Origin of the sequence: Kitasatospora sp. NPDC048545 (genome assembly GCF_040651155.1) — a bacterium.
Classification (GTDB): domain Bacteria; phylum Actinomycetota; class Actinomycetes; order Streptomycetales; family Streptomycetaceae; genus Kitasatospora.
Map to the genome: position 1 here is coordinate 177,074 of NZ_JBEZIQ010000001.1, position 12,184 is coordinate 189,257.

The window sequence follows — 12,184 nt, forward strand, 5'->3', positions numbered from 1 at the left end:
GCCGGGCCCGCGGAACTGCGGGCCCGGCACCGCAGGCTGCGACTACTTGCCCTGCTTGTTCCAGTTGTCCCACGTCGGGCGGTTGTCGAACGCCGGAGCGGCGTTGGCGTTGTCCCACGTCGGCCTGTTGTCGAACTTCGCGACGGCCGGCAGCGCGCTGGTGGCGTCGGTGAGGTCGATGATCACGGGCGCGTCGGATTCCTTCAGGAGTTCGAGCAGGGTCATGCGGCTTGCTCCTCTCGGACGGTATCGGACAGGGCGACCACGAGAGCTTGCCTCGACACGCGGCAGTAGCTCGTTTCGGTGGTGTCGAAGCGACCGGTCTCGAAGTACCGGTTGCCGGCCTGCGCGCCCCGGCAGTAGCCGAAGAACTCGCAGGTCGCCTCGCAGCGGTCCAGGCCGGTCAGGAACTCGTCCACGTACCTGAGCTGGGCGGCGTTCTCCAGCATCGAGGCGATGGACTGCTCCTGGACGTTCCCGGCCCGGAAGTCGTTGTAGTCCGCAGCGACGGTGTCGGCGAGTTCCGGCGACAGCAGGACGACGTCGCCCGCCGCAGAGATGGTGGGGATCGGGTCGATGAGCACCGAGCGCCAGCCGTCGCCCGCACGCAGGGCCCGCAGGTAACCACCGAGCCTGTCGACTTCGCGCACCGTAAGGTCCCGGTTGCGTCGAGTCCAGGCGATGGTGCGCCGCCAGAACTCGACGGCCTGCTCGAACGTCGGGGTCGGGCGGGTAGAGCTGGCGCCCTCCTGCTCCTCGATGTTGAAGCCGACGCTGTCACATCCGAGGGAGGCGAAGAAGTCCAGCAGCATCTCGGGATGGCCGATGCTGTCGGTCGTGACGACCGCGATCACGGAGAACCTCAGACCGTGGGCACGCAGACGGTCGATGCCCTTCATGATCAGCGGGAATGCCGGCTTTCCGCCCAGACCGACCCGCTGCCTGTTCAGATCCGCCGGGCCGTCGATGCTCACCCCGATCCGGAACTCGTGGTCGGCGAAGAACTCGCACCACGCCGGGGTGATGAGCGTGGCGTTGGTCTGGATGTAGTGGTGCAGGCGGCCTTCGCCGCGCAGTTGTTCGAAAGGGGCGACGAGGCCCGCGAACTGGCGCACGCCCAGGGCGGTGGGTTCCCCGGCGTGCCACACCAGGTCGAGCGGCGTGCCAGTGCCGGCGAAGTCGGCGGCGGAGCGGGCGATGGCCTCGGCCACCACGACGGGCATCGGCCGGCGCCGGGCCTTGAACGGCAGATAGCAGTAGGTACAAGCGAGGTTGCAGAAGGGGTCGCACTGCGCCACCAGGGTCCGGGGCTTTGCGGCGATCCTGCGGGCGTATCGGCCGAGCACGTGGTGCCTCCTTCGCGCGTCGAGGACGTCGAACGGTCGGCGGTACGGGGCGCAGCCCCATCCCGTGGCCCTGGCAGAAGCTACGGGCCAACACTCGCGGGCCTCAACGAAGTTGCGCGGATTTGCGCACGAGTCACCCGAGGGTGTCGATCGCGGCGGTGATCAGCGTGCGGGCAGCGGCGCCGTGGACCGCGAGTCCGGAGAACCGGGCGAACACCTGCGTGTACAGGGCGACGTCGCTGGGCGCGGTCACCGTGACCTGCGCCGACAGCAACTCCGCGCCGGCCTGCCGGTCATCGAAGACGTTGAAGGACTCGGTGGGCCACACGGTGCGGGCCGCCGTGAACGGGATGATGCCCAACGACACCGATGGCACCGACATGACCGTCAGCAGGTGCCCGAGTTGCCCGGCCATCACCGCCTCGTCGCCGACCCGGTACCGCAGTACCGACTCCTCGATGACGGCGACGAAGCGGCGCCCACCTTCGAAGACGACCCGGGAGCGGGCGAGGCGGGCGTCGACAGCATCGGCCACATCGTCAGGAGTCTGGCGGACGTCGGCCACCATGCGCAGCAGGGCGCCGGCGTACCCTCTCGTCTGCAAGGCCCCGGGGATCACCCTGGAGGAGTAGGCGCGGAAGTGGCTCGTGCGCATGTACAGGGGCACACGGGCCTCCTGCGCGTGGCGCAGGCCCGTGCGGGTGATGCGCCGCCACTCGACGTACAGTGAGTCCGCTGCCCGGTTGGAGGCGATCAGGTCAGGGGCCTGATCGTCGGCGCCGCAGGCCCGGCACCACGCCCGGATGTCCGAGTCCGACGGGACTGCCTTGGCGTTGAGGATGCGGGAGGTCTTGGCGGCGTGCCAGCCGCAGCGAACTGACAGCTCCCCGCCCCTCAGGCCGGCGTCGCGCATCAGCTCGCCGAGGCGTGCGGCGAGCGCCACGCGGGCCGCCTGAACGCTGGAGGACGGGGAGATCGACATAGTTGCTGCCGTGCTTGGTACGGGTGGCGGTCAGACGCTGAACTTCTCGTGCGGCACGGCCCGTTCCCAGACCGCCTCGAATGCGCTGGCACACAGCAGGGCCACCGCCGGGTCGTCACTGAAGGACGGCCCCGCAGACTCCCCGTCGCCGGTGAAGTGGTTGAACCTCACCAACTCGCCGTCGAACAACCAGAAGTCATTGCCCGGCAGGGCAATGTCCGATGCTTCACGCCGGGCCAGCCAGCGGATCTGCTCGCCTGCAGCGATGTTGGTGAAGGTCCCGGAGTGCTCGAACCGGATGTACTCCGACACCGGCTCGGACACGATCCGGGCGCGGCGGATCTCGACACCCCGGCCCACGGTCTCCTCGATCGTGGACAGCCACGGACGCCACCAGGATGCCCGGTCGGCCGGGTCGTACCGGAAGCCGTCCCGCCACGCCGCGAACGCCTGCGCCTCCTTCGTCACGCTGTAGGAGTCCCGCATCTCCAGATGGACCGCCGTGGAGCGTGCGGCGGTCAACTGCTCAGCGAACGTGGGCACCTTCGGCGGCATTGCATGCCTTCCTCAAGATCGGCACCATGCGGACCGGCAGCCGAACCACATCCTCCGAATCGGGGATGCTTCCGGTCTCCAGGCACCTGGCGCGCAGCTCGTTGCCGGCCTTCCAGCCCTGTACGACGATCTCGTCAGCTTCGTCGTCGTACCAGACCGTCGGGCACTCGTCGTCCCCCGTGTTGGGGTCGATCCCGATGAACCGTAGTGCCATGCCAACTCCCCCTTGCAACTCGGTTGCGTGGATTTGCATGACGATTCCTGACTGAGTGGCCACCGTCAAGGGCACCACATCCTAACCGTGTTGGTGGCTGCCGCCTCCGAGTAGCTTCAGTAGCGTCAACGGCTGATCATTCGTCACATTCGGTTCGTCATCGCTAGGCAGCGGGCGTGAGCCCAAGGCCTTGGAGCGCAAATCCGCGCAACTGTCTGGCACCGAGCGCAGTCATCCCGTTACGGTCGATCACCTGCCAGGGGAAGCGAGATCCACGCCACCAGCGAGCAAGCCGCTCGGCCGGGAGGTCAGGATCGCCAGACCCCTCGTCGCTGACGGCAATCACCGCACCGGCATCGCCGGCCACACCCAACGTTCGAAGGAGTACCAGTGGCTCATCCCTGGGACACCGTCGCCCAGCTCGTCGGCTGGCTGGACAGAAACGCCAAGCTGCCGCCCGAGCAGGAGCAGCTGATGCGCATCCTCAAGATCAGCGAGGAGGTCGGCGAGGTCAGCGAAGCCTTGGCCGGCGTCCTCAGCTCGAACCCGCGCAAGGGTCGCAGCCACACCGAGGCCGACTTGCAGGCCGAGCTGTGCGACGTGGTCCTCACTGCCATGGTCGCCCTGCGCAGCCGCACCCCCGACGCCGACCAGGTCTTCCGTCGGCACCTCGACCGAGTCGCTCGCCGCTCCCTGCCTGACGACCGCAGCCCGACCGGAACCCACGATCTGCACCTGCAGCCCGAGTACCACCAACTGGTCGCCTCCGGCGCGAAGACGGTGGAAGTACGAACCGCCAGTCCGGCCAAGACCGCCATCCGTGTCGGCGACCAGATCATCTTCCACACCGACGACGACGCGCCTCTCACCTGCAAGGTCGTTCGCGTCAGCCGCTATGCGGACTTCGCCGCCCTCCTGGATCACGAGGACTCAGCCACGATCAACCCCACCACCGACCGGGACGGAATCCTCGCCGCCCTGCACGGCATCTACCCGCCTGAGAAGCAGCAGCTGGGTGCCCTCGCCATCGAGATCCGCGCGCCGCTCGACTCGGAGACTCCGGGCAGCGCCACGGTGACCATCCCACCCTCGAGGGAGTCCTGATGGGCTGGGGGCTTCACCATAGGCAGCACCTCGCCGCGGCGGGGTTGCGGCTGCTGACCGTGCGCGCCCCGGCAGCACCACTCTCCGGCCGGACCGTCACCAGAGCGCACGGCCGAAGTCCGGCCGCTCTTCGACGACGTGCCCCGGATGCCCGGCAGAGCGGGGACAGCGAGTCCGGCACGGCGGGATACTTGCGGAAGCCCGCGCTGCCGCGAGGCTACTCGTGAGCGCCGCCGACCAGGAGAGCATCCGTGACCAACCAGCCCAGCCGAACTCCGAAGCCCTGCGACCTCGACCTCACGGGGGCGCAGTGGCTGGCCGCGCCGGACGCGCCGGAGGGTCCGCAGGTTGCGTTCGTCGGGGAGTACATCGTGATGCGGCACGGCTCCGACAAGTCCGCGCCGCCGCTGGTCTTCGACCAGGACGAGTGGAAGGCGTTCCAGCAGGGCGTGCGGGAAGGCGACTTCAACGAGCTGCCCTGAGCAGCATCAGGCCGTCGACTTCCCGCAACGGGAGGTGTAGCGGTCTACGGGTCGTCTTCGTAGGATCGAGCGGCCTGACCGCGCGCTCGGCGCCGCCGGGGCCTCGATCCTGGCCGGGCATTTGTGCGGCCCGCTTCGCCACGGACGCAGCGGGCCGCACTCCACGAGGGCGGCTGGCCGGTTCGAACCCGACGGTCGACTGGGACGAGCTCGGCCGGATCGCCGACGGCGGGTACGCGAACGGCCCGACACGCCACGGAGGTGTCGGGCCGCGCTCGCAGTGCAGGCTGGTCAGGCAACCGGCACGAGCGTGTTGGTGGCGACGGCGGTCAGGAACGCCCCGAAGGCGATCTCAGGGTGAAGGTGAGCGGGGCCGCTCGGGTCCTTGCTGTCCCGCAGGGCAACGGTGTTGTTGCCGGCGGCAGCGCACTCGACGCAGTTCTCGTTCGGGTTGCTGGCCTGGGCCTTCGTCCAGACGACCGGCAGGTCCGCTGCGTTGGGGTAGTGGGTCACTTGAGCAGTTCTCTCTTCTCGCGGATGAGGGTGAGGGAATCTTCCAGACCAAGGGCATTCGCCATGATCTCGTCGAAGGCCGAGCGGTATGTCTCGACCTCCTGGGGGTCCTCGACCCATCTGCTGCTGATCATGTCGCTCAGCAGGACCAGGTCGAGGGCTCGGAGCGGGAACTCCAGCATCGTGAAGGGGCCGTTCTGGCCCGGGTGCGGAGGTGCCTTGAGTGGCATGACCTGGATCGTGATGTTGTCCCGCTGACTCCACTGGATGAGCCTGTCCAGTTGGTCTTCCATGATGTTGTCGGGCGCCTTCATGGTCAGCGCCGACTCGTGGATGACTGTCCAGAGCTTCAAAGGGTTCTCTTCGCGGGTCAGCACTCCCTGCCGGTTGATCCGGACTTCGACCCGCGCATCGACGCTGGAGCCCTTGTGCGAGCCGGAGGCGATGATGCTGTGCGCGTACCGCCGCGTCTGGAGCAGGCCGGGGATGTATGACACCTCGTAGGACCGGCAGCTGACCGCTGTCTCTTCGAGTCTGATCAGATCCTGGTGTAGCGGGTTGAGGTCGCCGTAGCCGGCGACCCAGCCAGGACGGCCGGTGTCGCGAAGGCCCTCAAGCACGACCTCTGCCAGATCGGGGGCGCACTCGTAGAAGTCGAGCAGCGCCTTCACGACCTCAGGCTTGAGCGCGACGGCCGCGTTCTCGTAGCGGGACAGCTTCATGAGGTTCATGCCGGGGACGGCTACGGCCACCTCCTGCGCCGACTTGCCCGACTCCTTGCGGAGCTTCTGTAGCTCGGCTGCGGCGCGCCGATACCGCACGCGGGGCACTGTTGCGGCCATCCGCTTCCCCCTCCCTATCTGTCCGGGGACCAGTTTGCACGTCGCAGCTGCCGCTTCGCCACCACCGGCCGCTGGCAGCGGTAGAACCTTGCTTCGAAAACTGGGAATTAACAGATTTTGGCGACATGGCTTGCACTGACGATGCATCAGCCGTCATGCTGTCCGTCACGGACCAGTGCCAGACGGTGATAGTTGCCTATGTCGGGCGTCTCGTTCACAGGTTCGATCTGCAAGCCCCGCATGAAGTCGCCTTCTGTCTGCTGCCCCCAGTGGCCGGCATCTGCGCGTGCTCTCGGCGGCCTCCGGGCCGTCGCCGGATTCACCCCCAGCCGCACCACCTTGCCCGGCCCGGAGGATCTGCCATGCACAGCACCGTCATTACCTCGTTCGACACCCCCGCGAGAGACACCTCCGTCGGTCAGGCCCGCCGTACGCTCCTCACCGACCTCGCCTGCCTGAACCTCACCCCGGACCAGGCCCACGCCGTCCGGCTCTGCGTCTCGGAGATCGTCACCAATGCTCTCCGGCACGGCGTCGGCGGCGAGGACAGCCACGAGACCCTGCGCGTGGAAGCCGCCGCCGACCGGACGCGCGGGGTGCTGCGCGTCACGGTCACCGACCCGAGCCGGACGAACTCCACGCCCACGATCCGGCCCACCGCAGCCCCGGACGCCGAGTCCGGCCGGGGCCTGTCGCTCGTCGACTCGCTCGCCGACGCAATGGGTTGGGGTGAGCGGAGAGGCGCGGACGGCAAGCGCCGACGCGACGTGTGGTTCGAACTCGAGGTCTCCTTGGCCGGACTGCCTGTCGCTCCTGCGGCGGCGGAGGAGCCCGTGCCGGAGCCACGCGACGGGCGAACCACGGTGGCCAGCCGGATCGCTCTCCTGCGGGCCGCGACCCTGCTGCCGGCGATGGCGCCAGGCATACGTGTCGGCGCGATCCGCCCGCCCCGGGCCCGGGCGGCCCCCAGGAAGCGCGCAGCCTGACACGGCGAGCGCCACCGACAGGCTCCCGGGCCCGCAACCACGGCCAGATCACCACCCGCTGCTCCGCAGCAGCTGGCCGCCCCCAGGTACCCGCCGACGGGCGGGGCAAGGGCAGCGCCTCCCAACTCATTTGGGGTGAGGGGGAGTACGCCGCCAGCACCTCGGGGCCGCCACCGCAGCGGCCCCGAGCCCGCCGGCTGCCCCGCACCGGGGCAGCCGGCGGGCTGTCCGTCCCGTGGGACGGACAGTCCGGCAGTACCCCTGGTCCGCCACCACGTGGCGCGCACCGCACAGCTCCTCGACCGCCGGCGGAGCACCCCGAAGTCGGGTGGGACCTCGGGAACGCTTCACCGGCTCCGTCGGCCCGCACACCCCCCGCGGCGGGCCGACCAGCCGCCAAGGCCGAGACCCCGGTACCGGCCAGGCGGCGATGCTGCCCCGGGGCCCGGACCGCACAGGCCCCGGAGCAGTACCCCTCCAGCGCGTCAACGACACGGAAGTTCGAAGAGATGAGCAGCATCGAGTTACCCGCCGCGCCGGGAACCGCCCAGATCGAAGGAGCCCGCTGGCTCGCCGAGAAGACCCGCGACCCGCAGAAGACGCTGACCCGCTGGCGGGCCGGAACCGCCGCGCCGGTGCCAGTCGGCGACACGATCGTGGTGGTGCGGGTCCTGGATGATCGCCTCGGGCGGGCCGCGTTCCACACCCTTCAGGAGCGGGCACCGCAGCACCTCGGCCCGGTGATCGCCAACCAGGCCCTCGGGGCGGTCGAGTTCCTGCTGCCCGCCCGGCCTGCCGTGTGGCAGGGAACGGGCACCGCCCTGCTGGACGGCGCCCGCGAGTCGACCCGCGAGGTGAAGTGCCCGCCGCTGGACCGGCGCGCCTCCGGCCGAATGTGGCTGAACCGACCGTCCACCGTACCCGGCTTCGGAGCCGCACTCACCGACCCGTTCGCCCTGGCGAGAGCCCTCGACACTGCCCGCGCCCAACTCGCCCAAGCGGGACACCGCCTGACCGCCTGACCCGCCCCGGGCGCGGTTGTGCTGCGCCCCCGGCCGATGCTCCGAGCGCCGCGCGCACCTTGCCGCCGTGCGCCCCTGGCGACCACCGAGCCAGCCGCTGCCGGAATGCCTCCGGCAGCCAGCTTCCTCTCGGTACTTCTCGCGCTTCAGCTGCTGACCTGATCGGACATGACGATGCCGCAACGCCCGTACGACCCGTTCCCGCCCGCCAAGCAGTGGATCCCCGTCAACGACGCCATCGACACGGAGCCCGCGATCCGACCCTCCGCATGGGGCAGCCGCGCCACGTCGAAGCCCGCCGTGCCTGCGCGCCGAGTCCCCGGACTGTTCGAACCTGACGAGCCCGACCCCGACGGGGACGTGGACTAGGCGCGCCCCGTCCTCAGCCACTGCGACGGAGGCTCCCGGCGAACTAGGCCACCACCCGTACGAGAACCCTCGCCGCGAGGGCGCGGGCAGCGCCACCCCCAAGGCGAGGCCGCAGCTCACCGCCATCGGCAGCCGCCACAACCAGCCCGTACCACCGTCACCGCGCCCAGCAAGAAAGGAGGCTCCCTGTGAACGCGGTTCTGGAGACCGGCCAGCAGCAGTCACGCAGCTATCTGCGCCTTGATCAGGTCGAGCGCGGCGCCCGCCTGCTCCTGCACGGCGGGCAGGCCCCGGCTGGCGCGGACGACCCGCTGAAGCTGGTGAGGGAGCCGGTGAAGAGCCGCCCCCTCGATGGCGCTCTGCAGGTGTTCGGTGGCCGCGCCCTGATCGCCCCGGCGCAGCAGGGCTTCGCCAGCGGTGATCGCCGAAATGATCTGCCACTGGGAGCTGGTCGTCAGGGCGGGGCGCGGGGCGCGGTCCAGGAGTTCGACGGCCTGCTCGACGCGGTCGGTGGTCATGAGGCCGCGCAGGCGCACCTCGTGCACCGTGAATGCGGAGAACAGGGCGCTCGGCGGGGCTTCGCCCAGCAGCTGGCGGGCCTGCTCGGCGGCTTGGTCGAACAGGTCGCGGTGCCCGAGCGCGCCTGCTGCTCGGGCCAGCAGGATGACGGCCTCGGCGCGCTCCAGTGGTGTGCGGGCGAGGTCTCGCGCCTGACCGAGCCGGTGGACCGCGCTGCCGAGGAGGTGGGCCTTGCGCAGCTCGTTGCCGTGGTGGCGCAGTGCGTGGGCGTGCAGGCTCGGGTCGTCGAGCCGGCGGGCGAGTGCGAGGCCCTTGCCGGTCCAGCGGGCCGCGGTCGCCAGGCGCTCTTCGGGCAGGACGTGGCCGAGGGCGACCCCCAGGCTGACGCGGGCGCGGGCGAGCAGCCTCAGGATGTCCCTGTCGGTATGGCCGTCCGTGACGCGGGCCTCCAGTCGGGCGACAAGCGGCCACAACTCGCCGACGGCGGTGGTGGCCTGCCCGGCCTGGCGGGCGATCTCTGCGAGGGCGAGGACGGACTCGGCGAGCTGGATCACGAGTGGCTGGTCTCCGTCGGCGTCGTCCGCGACGCCGAGACTGTGAGGGGGCAGGCCCAGGCACGTGGCGATGTGCCGCAGGGTGCCGATGTCGGTGACGGTGCGCGACCCGGTCTCCAGGCGGGAGATGTAGGTCCTGGAGTAGCCGAGCAGGTCGGCGAGTGCCTGCTGCGGCACCTGGTACAGGTCGCGGTAGAGCAGCAGGATCTCCGCGACGCTGCGGCGGCGCAGGATCTCCTGGGCGCGCGGGGTGGTCCAGTGCCAGCGGATGCCGTCGCCGGGCACGGGCCGCAGCTCGGCCACCGGTCAGCCTCGGGCCGTGTGCTCGAACCAGCTGCTGATCGAGTCCTTGTAGCCGCGGGGCATCGTCAGGGCGTCGATCTCCTCGCGATGGAACAGCCCAGCCTCCTTGTGCTCGTGACTGACCACGGGCGCCCGGCCGGCGTCCTCGGGGGCGAGGACGCAGCCATAGGTGACGATGAAGACGTTCCGGCCGGGGATGGGTTCGTACATCCACACGTCCAGCAGCGGCCCGACCGTGGCGTGCCAGCCGCACTCCTCGCGGATCTCGGTCTCCAGGCGCGCGGCGGGGCCCTCGTCGGCGAGTTCGAGCTTTCCGCCCGGCAGCTCCCACTCCGCGCGTTCGTTCTTGAGCAGCAGCACGCGCTGCTGCCCGTCGAGGATGACGCCCTTGATCGAGACGGGGAAAACGGCTGGCACGTACGGCTGTTCGGTCATGTCTACATCCACGGTGAGCGGTCGGACACAGCGAGTTCGAACCTAGCAGCCGCCTCGCTCCCGCTGACCTCCTCAGGCCATGATCACGATGTGACAGCTTGTCACTTTACGCGCGGCGAAGCGGTGGAGAAGGTGGTTGCCACCCATCCCGCCACCGAGTCCGGGGGGACCTCCATGCCGTTGAACGCCATCACGGACGACTTCTTCCAGGCCGGTCCGCGGCGGGACCAGCCCGGCCTGAACCTGGCCCGGGAGAGCGTGGGTGCGACCATACGCGGGCTCGGAGCGGCGGGCCTGGCGGGGCTGCGCTCGCGCGCTGACGTCCTGGAGGCCGCGCGCCTGCTGATGGAGGAGTTACGGGTCCACCGCGACAGCGGCCCCGACGGGCTGACCGTGGTGCGGGACCTCGGTCAGGTCGGCCACCGGGCAGGGTACGGCGGCTTCGGGCGGGCCGCCCTGCTGCCGCACACGGACGGAACCCAGGTCGCCGAGCCGCCGCGGCTGGTCCTGCTCGCGTGCCAGGTCGCTGCGCGCTCCGGCGGGGAGACCGTCCTCGTCGACGGCAACAACGTGCTGCGCGAGATGGCATCCGCTCACCCCGATGCGTTCTCCGCGCTGACCCAGCCCCGTGCCGCCTACTTCGGAGGCGCTGCAGGCCACTTCGCCCCCGTCCTGCGGCAGGTCGGCGACGGCCGCTGGCAGATCCGCCTTCGCCTCGACCCCGGGCTGGCCCGCTTCTCGCCCGACGCCGAACCCCATCTGCCCGCTCTGCGGGACGTCGTCCGCAGGCACGCCCAGACGATCCTGCTCCGCCCGGGACAGGCCCTCCTCATCGACAACGAACGGACCCTGCACGGGCGCAGCGCCTTCACCGGCGAACGGCTGCTGCTGCGCGCCCTCGGCACCCCACACCCGCAGCTGCGGCTGCTCCCCGGGTTCGCAGCAGCACTGGACGAACAATCCAGCCACGGAACGGAGCAGCCTCGTGCTTGACCAAGTCGTCACAGCAGAACAGGCGTTGGACGCCGTCTTAGACGCGGAGGATCCGCCCAGCACGGCGTTGAAGGAGCTGTTCGCACGGCCGAGTTCCGCCCGCGTGACCGATGCCCTTCGAGGCGGCTACGACAACTTCCAGGCCGACCGGGACCTGTGTGAGCAGTTGGCCAAGGCCGACCCGCTGCTGCCGCACGCCGCCAGGGCCCTCCAGCGGCACGCCGTCAAAGCGAGTGAGTGGGCAGCCGGGCGCGGCATCGTGCAGTACCTCGACCTGGGGTGCGGCCTGCCCTATCCCGGGATCGACCGGCGGCTGCGCAACAGCACGCCCGCCCTGCACGCCTACGCCGTGCTGGCCGGCGCGGACCCGGCCCGCGTCCGCATCACCTACGTCGACACAGACCCGGTGGTTATCAGCCACGCCAACGCCCTCCTCGACGACGGCCCCGCAGTCCGCGTCCTGCGCGCCGACCTGCTCGACATGCAGACCCTGCTGACGGCCGAGAAGGTGAACGGACACCTCGACTCCTCGCTCCCGATCGCCGTCAGCCTGAACGCCGTCCTGCACTGGATCACCGACGACGACGCCGTGCACCACGCCCTCGACCAGCTGACCGCATGGCTGGCTCCGGGCAGCGCCGTGTCGCTCACGCACGCGGCCAGCGACTACAACCCGGCCGTCGCGGCCCACCGCGACGCCACCTCCTGCGAGGCGGGCCTGCCCCTGCGCAGCCGAAGCCGCGACGAGGTCGGGCGCCTGCTCACCGGCTTGGACCTGTACCCGCCCGGCCTGGCCGATGTGACCGACTGGTGGAACGACGACGCCACTGGACCGCTCGGCGTGTGGGCCGCGCTGGGCATCAAACCCGGCCCCCGCCCCGACCGCACGTCCGCCGGCCCGCTGCGAGCCGACGCCCGCTAGCCCCGCGGACCACCCCTGGGCGGCAACGGCCGAGACCCGACGC

16 protein-coding genes are annotated in these 12,184 nt (G+C 70.3%); 7 read left to right on the top strand and 9 right to left on the bottom strand.

Annotated features, from left to right (window positions below; all coding sequences use genetic code 11):
- Nucleotides 1-42: 42 nt before the first annotated feature.
- From amcA to AB0D10_RS00880, 5 genes are all read right to left on the bottom strand, one after another.
- On the bottom strand, nucleotides 43-225 hold the full coding sequence (gene amcA, locus AB0D10_RS00860) for a multiple cyclophane-containing RiPP AmcA (RefSeq protein WP_360248980.1): 183 nt from the start codon (nucleotides 223-225) through the stop codon (nucleotides 43-45).
- Nucleotides 222-1,346 (bottom strand): cyclophane-forming radical SAM peptide maturase AmcB, encoded by a 1,125-nt coding sequence (gene amcB, locus AB0D10_RS00865; protein WP_360248983.1) that lies wholly within the window; start codon nucleotides 1,344-1,346, stop codon nucleotides 222-224. The genes amcA and amcB overlap by 4 nt, the downstream gene beginning before the upstream one ends.
- A gap of 133 nt (nucleotides 1,347-1,479) precedes the next feature.
- A complete protein-coding gene (locus tag AB0D10_RS00870) occupies nucleotides 1,480-2,328 on the bottom strand; it encodes a helix-turn-helix transcriptional regulator (protein WP_360248986.1) in 849 nt (282 codons plus the stop codon).
- Nucleotides 2,329-2,358: 30 nt separating this feature from the next.
- Nucleotides 2,359-2,883, bottom strand: a complete 525-nt coding sequence (locus AB0D10_RS00875; RefSeq protein ID WP_360248988.1) for a DUF6879 family protein — start codon at nucleotides 2,881-2,883, stop codon at nucleotides 2,359-2,361.
- Nucleotides 2,855-3,097, bottom strand: a complete 243-nt coding sequence (locus tag AB0D10_RS00880; protein WP_360248991.1) for a hypothetical protein — start codon at nucleotides 3,095-3,097, stop codon at nucleotides 2,855-2,857. Before AB0D10_RS00880 ends, AB0D10_RS00875 begins: the two co-directional genes overlap by 29 nt.
- Nucleotides 3,098-3,487: 390 nt before the next feature.
- Here AB0D10_RS00880 and AB0D10_RS00885 point away from each other — a divergent pair, with 390 nt between their 5' ends.
- Complete coding sequence (locus tag AB0D10_RS00885) at nucleotides 3,488-4,201, top strand: ASCH domain-containing protein (protein WP_360248994.1); 714 nt, start codon at nucleotides 3,488-3,490, stop codon at nucleotides 4,199-4,201.
- A 251-nt stretch (nucleotides 4,202-4,452) separates the two neighbouring features.
- Nucleotides 4,453-4,683 (top strand): DUF397 domain-containing protein, encoded by a 231-nt coding sequence (locus tag AB0D10_RS00890; RefSeq protein ID WP_360248997.1) that lies wholly within the window; start codon nucleotides 4,453-4,455, stop codon nucleotides 4,681-4,683.
- A gap of 291 nt (nucleotides 4,684-4,974) precedes the next feature.
- Here the strand turns inward: AB0D10_RS00890 and AB0D10_RS00895 are convergent, their stop codons facing one another.
- Together AB0D10_RS00895 and AB0D10_RS00900 are read right to left on the bottom strand one after the other, a co-directional pair.
- Nucleotides 4,975-5,196 carry a DUF397 domain-containing protein gene (locus tag AB0D10_RS00895; protein ID WP_360249000.1) on the bottom strand — a complete coding sequence of 74 codons (222 nt, stop codon included), beginning with the start codon at nucleotides 5,194-5,196 and terminating at the stop codon, nucleotides 4,975-4,977.
- Entirely contained in the window at nucleotides 5,193-6,038 is an 846-nt protein-coding gene (locus tag AB0D10_RS00900; protein WP_360249003.1) for a helix-turn-helix transcriptional regulator, read from the bottom strand. The genes AB0D10_RS00895 and AB0D10_RS00900 overlap by 4 nt, the downstream gene beginning before the upstream one ends.
- Before the next feature lie 362 nt (nucleotides 6,039-6,400).
- Between AB0D10_RS00900 and AB0D10_RS00905 the strand changes: the two genes are divergently transcribed.
- The 3 genes from AB0D10_RS00905 to AB0D10_RS00915 all read left to right on the top strand — a co-directional run bounded on the left by AB0D10_RS00905 (nucleotide 6,401) and on the right by AB0D10_RS00915 (nucleotide 8,415).
- Nucleotides 6,401-7,024, top strand: a complete 624-nt coding sequence (locus AB0D10_RS00905) for an ATP-binding protein (RefSeq protein WP_360249006.1) — start codon at nucleotides 6,401-6,403, stop codon at nucleotides 7,022-7,024.
- A gap of 509 nt (nucleotides 7,025-7,533) precedes the next feature.
- Nucleotides 7,534-8,046: a hypothetical protein gene (locus AB0D10_RS00910; protein ID WP_360249009.1), complete on the top strand. Its 513-nt coding sequence runs from the start codon at nucleotides 7,534-7,536 to the stop codon at nucleotides 8,044-8,046.
- A 168-nt stretch (nucleotides 8,047-8,214) separates the two neighbouring features.
- Nucleotides 8,215-8,415: a hypothetical protein gene (locus AB0D10_RS00915; protein ID WP_360249012.1), complete on the top strand. Its 201-nt coding sequence runs from the start codon at nucleotides 8,215-8,217 to the stop codon at nucleotides 8,413-8,415.
- Between the two features lie 221 nt (nucleotides 8,416-8,636).
- Here the strand turns inward: AB0D10_RS00915 and AB0D10_RS00920 are convergent, their stop codons facing one another.
- Nucleotides 8,637-9,791, bottom strand: a complete 1,155-nt coding sequence (locus tag AB0D10_RS00920) for a helix-turn-helix transcriptional regulator (protein WP_360249015.1) — start codon at nucleotides 9,789-9,791, stop codon at nucleotides 8,637-8,639.
- 3 nt (nucleotides 9,792-9,794) lie between these two features.
- Nucleotides 9,795-10,226 carry an NUDIX domain-containing protein gene (locus AB0D10_RS00925; RefSeq protein ID WP_360249018.1) on the bottom strand — a complete coding sequence of 144 codons (432 nt, stop codon included), beginning with the start codon at nucleotides 10,224-10,226 and terminating at the stop codon, nucleotides 9,795-9,797.
- Nucleotides 10,227-10,400: 174 nt separating this feature from the next.
- Between AB0D10_RS00925 and AB0D10_RS00930 the strand changes: the two genes are divergently transcribed.
- Together AB0D10_RS00930 and AB0D10_RS00935 are read left to right on the top strand one after the other, a co-directional pair.
- On the top strand, nucleotides 10,401-11,219 hold the full coding sequence (locus AB0D10_RS00930) for a TauD/TfdA family dioxygenase (RefSeq protein WP_360249021.1): 819 nt from the start codon (nucleotides 10,401-10,403) through the stop codon (nucleotides 11,217-11,219).
- Nucleotides 11,212-12,141: an SAM-dependent methyltransferase gene (locus AB0D10_RS00935; protein WP_360249024.1), complete on the top strand. Its 930-nt coding sequence runs from the start codon at nucleotides 11,212-11,214 to the stop codon at nucleotides 12,139-12,141. The genes AB0D10_RS00930 and AB0D10_RS00935 overlap by 8 nt, the downstream gene beginning before the upstream one ends.
- Nucleotides 12,142-12,184: the final 43 nt, after the last annotated feature.

What these genes read in the sequence shown, in the direction of transcription:
- amcA (WP_360248980.1), bottom strand. Translation starts at nt 225, where the DNA reads ATGACCCTGCTCGAACTCCTGAAGGAATCCGACGCGCCCGTGATCATC.
- AB0D10_RS00870 (WP_360248986.1), bottom strand. Translation starts at nt 2,328, where the DNA reads ATGTCGATCTCCCCGTCCTCCAGCGTTCAGGCGGCCCGCGTGGCGCTC.
- AB0D10_RS00875 (WP_360248988.1), bottom strand. Translation starts at nt 2,883, where the DNA reads ATGCCGCCGAAGGTGCCCACGTTCGCTGAGCAGTTGACCGCCGCACGC.
- AB0D10_RS00880 (WP_360248991.1), bottom strand. Translation starts at nt 3,097, where the DNA reads ATGGCACTACGGTTCATCGGGATCGACCCCAACACGGGGGACGACGAG.
- AB0D10_RS00900 (WP_360249003.1), bottom strand. Translation starts at nt 6,038, where the DNA reads ATGGCCGCAACAGTGCCCCGCGTGCGGTATCGGCGCGCCGCAGCCGAG.
- AB0D10_RS00905 (WP_360249006.1), top strand. Translation starts at nt 6,401, where the DNA reads ATGCACAGCACCGTCATTACCTCGTTCGACACCCCCGCGAGAGACACC.
- AB0D10_RS00910 (WP_360249009.1), top strand. Translation starts at nt 7,534, where the DNA reads ATGAGCAGCATCGAGTTACCCGCCGCGCCGGGAACCGCCCAGATCGAA.
- AB0D10_RS00915 (WP_360249012.1), top strand. Translation starts at nt 8,215, where the DNA reads ATGACGATGCCGCAACGCCCGTACGACCCGTTCCCGCCCGCCAAGCAG.
- AB0D10_RS00925 (WP_360249018.1), bottom strand. Translation starts at nt 10,226, where the DNA reads ATGACCGAACAGCCGTACGTGCCAGCCGTTTTCCCCGTCTCGATCAAG.
- AB0D10_RS00930 (WP_360249021.1), top strand. Translation starts at nt 10,401, where the DNA reads ATGCCGTTGAACGCCATCACGGACGACTTCTTCCAGGCCGGTCCGCGG.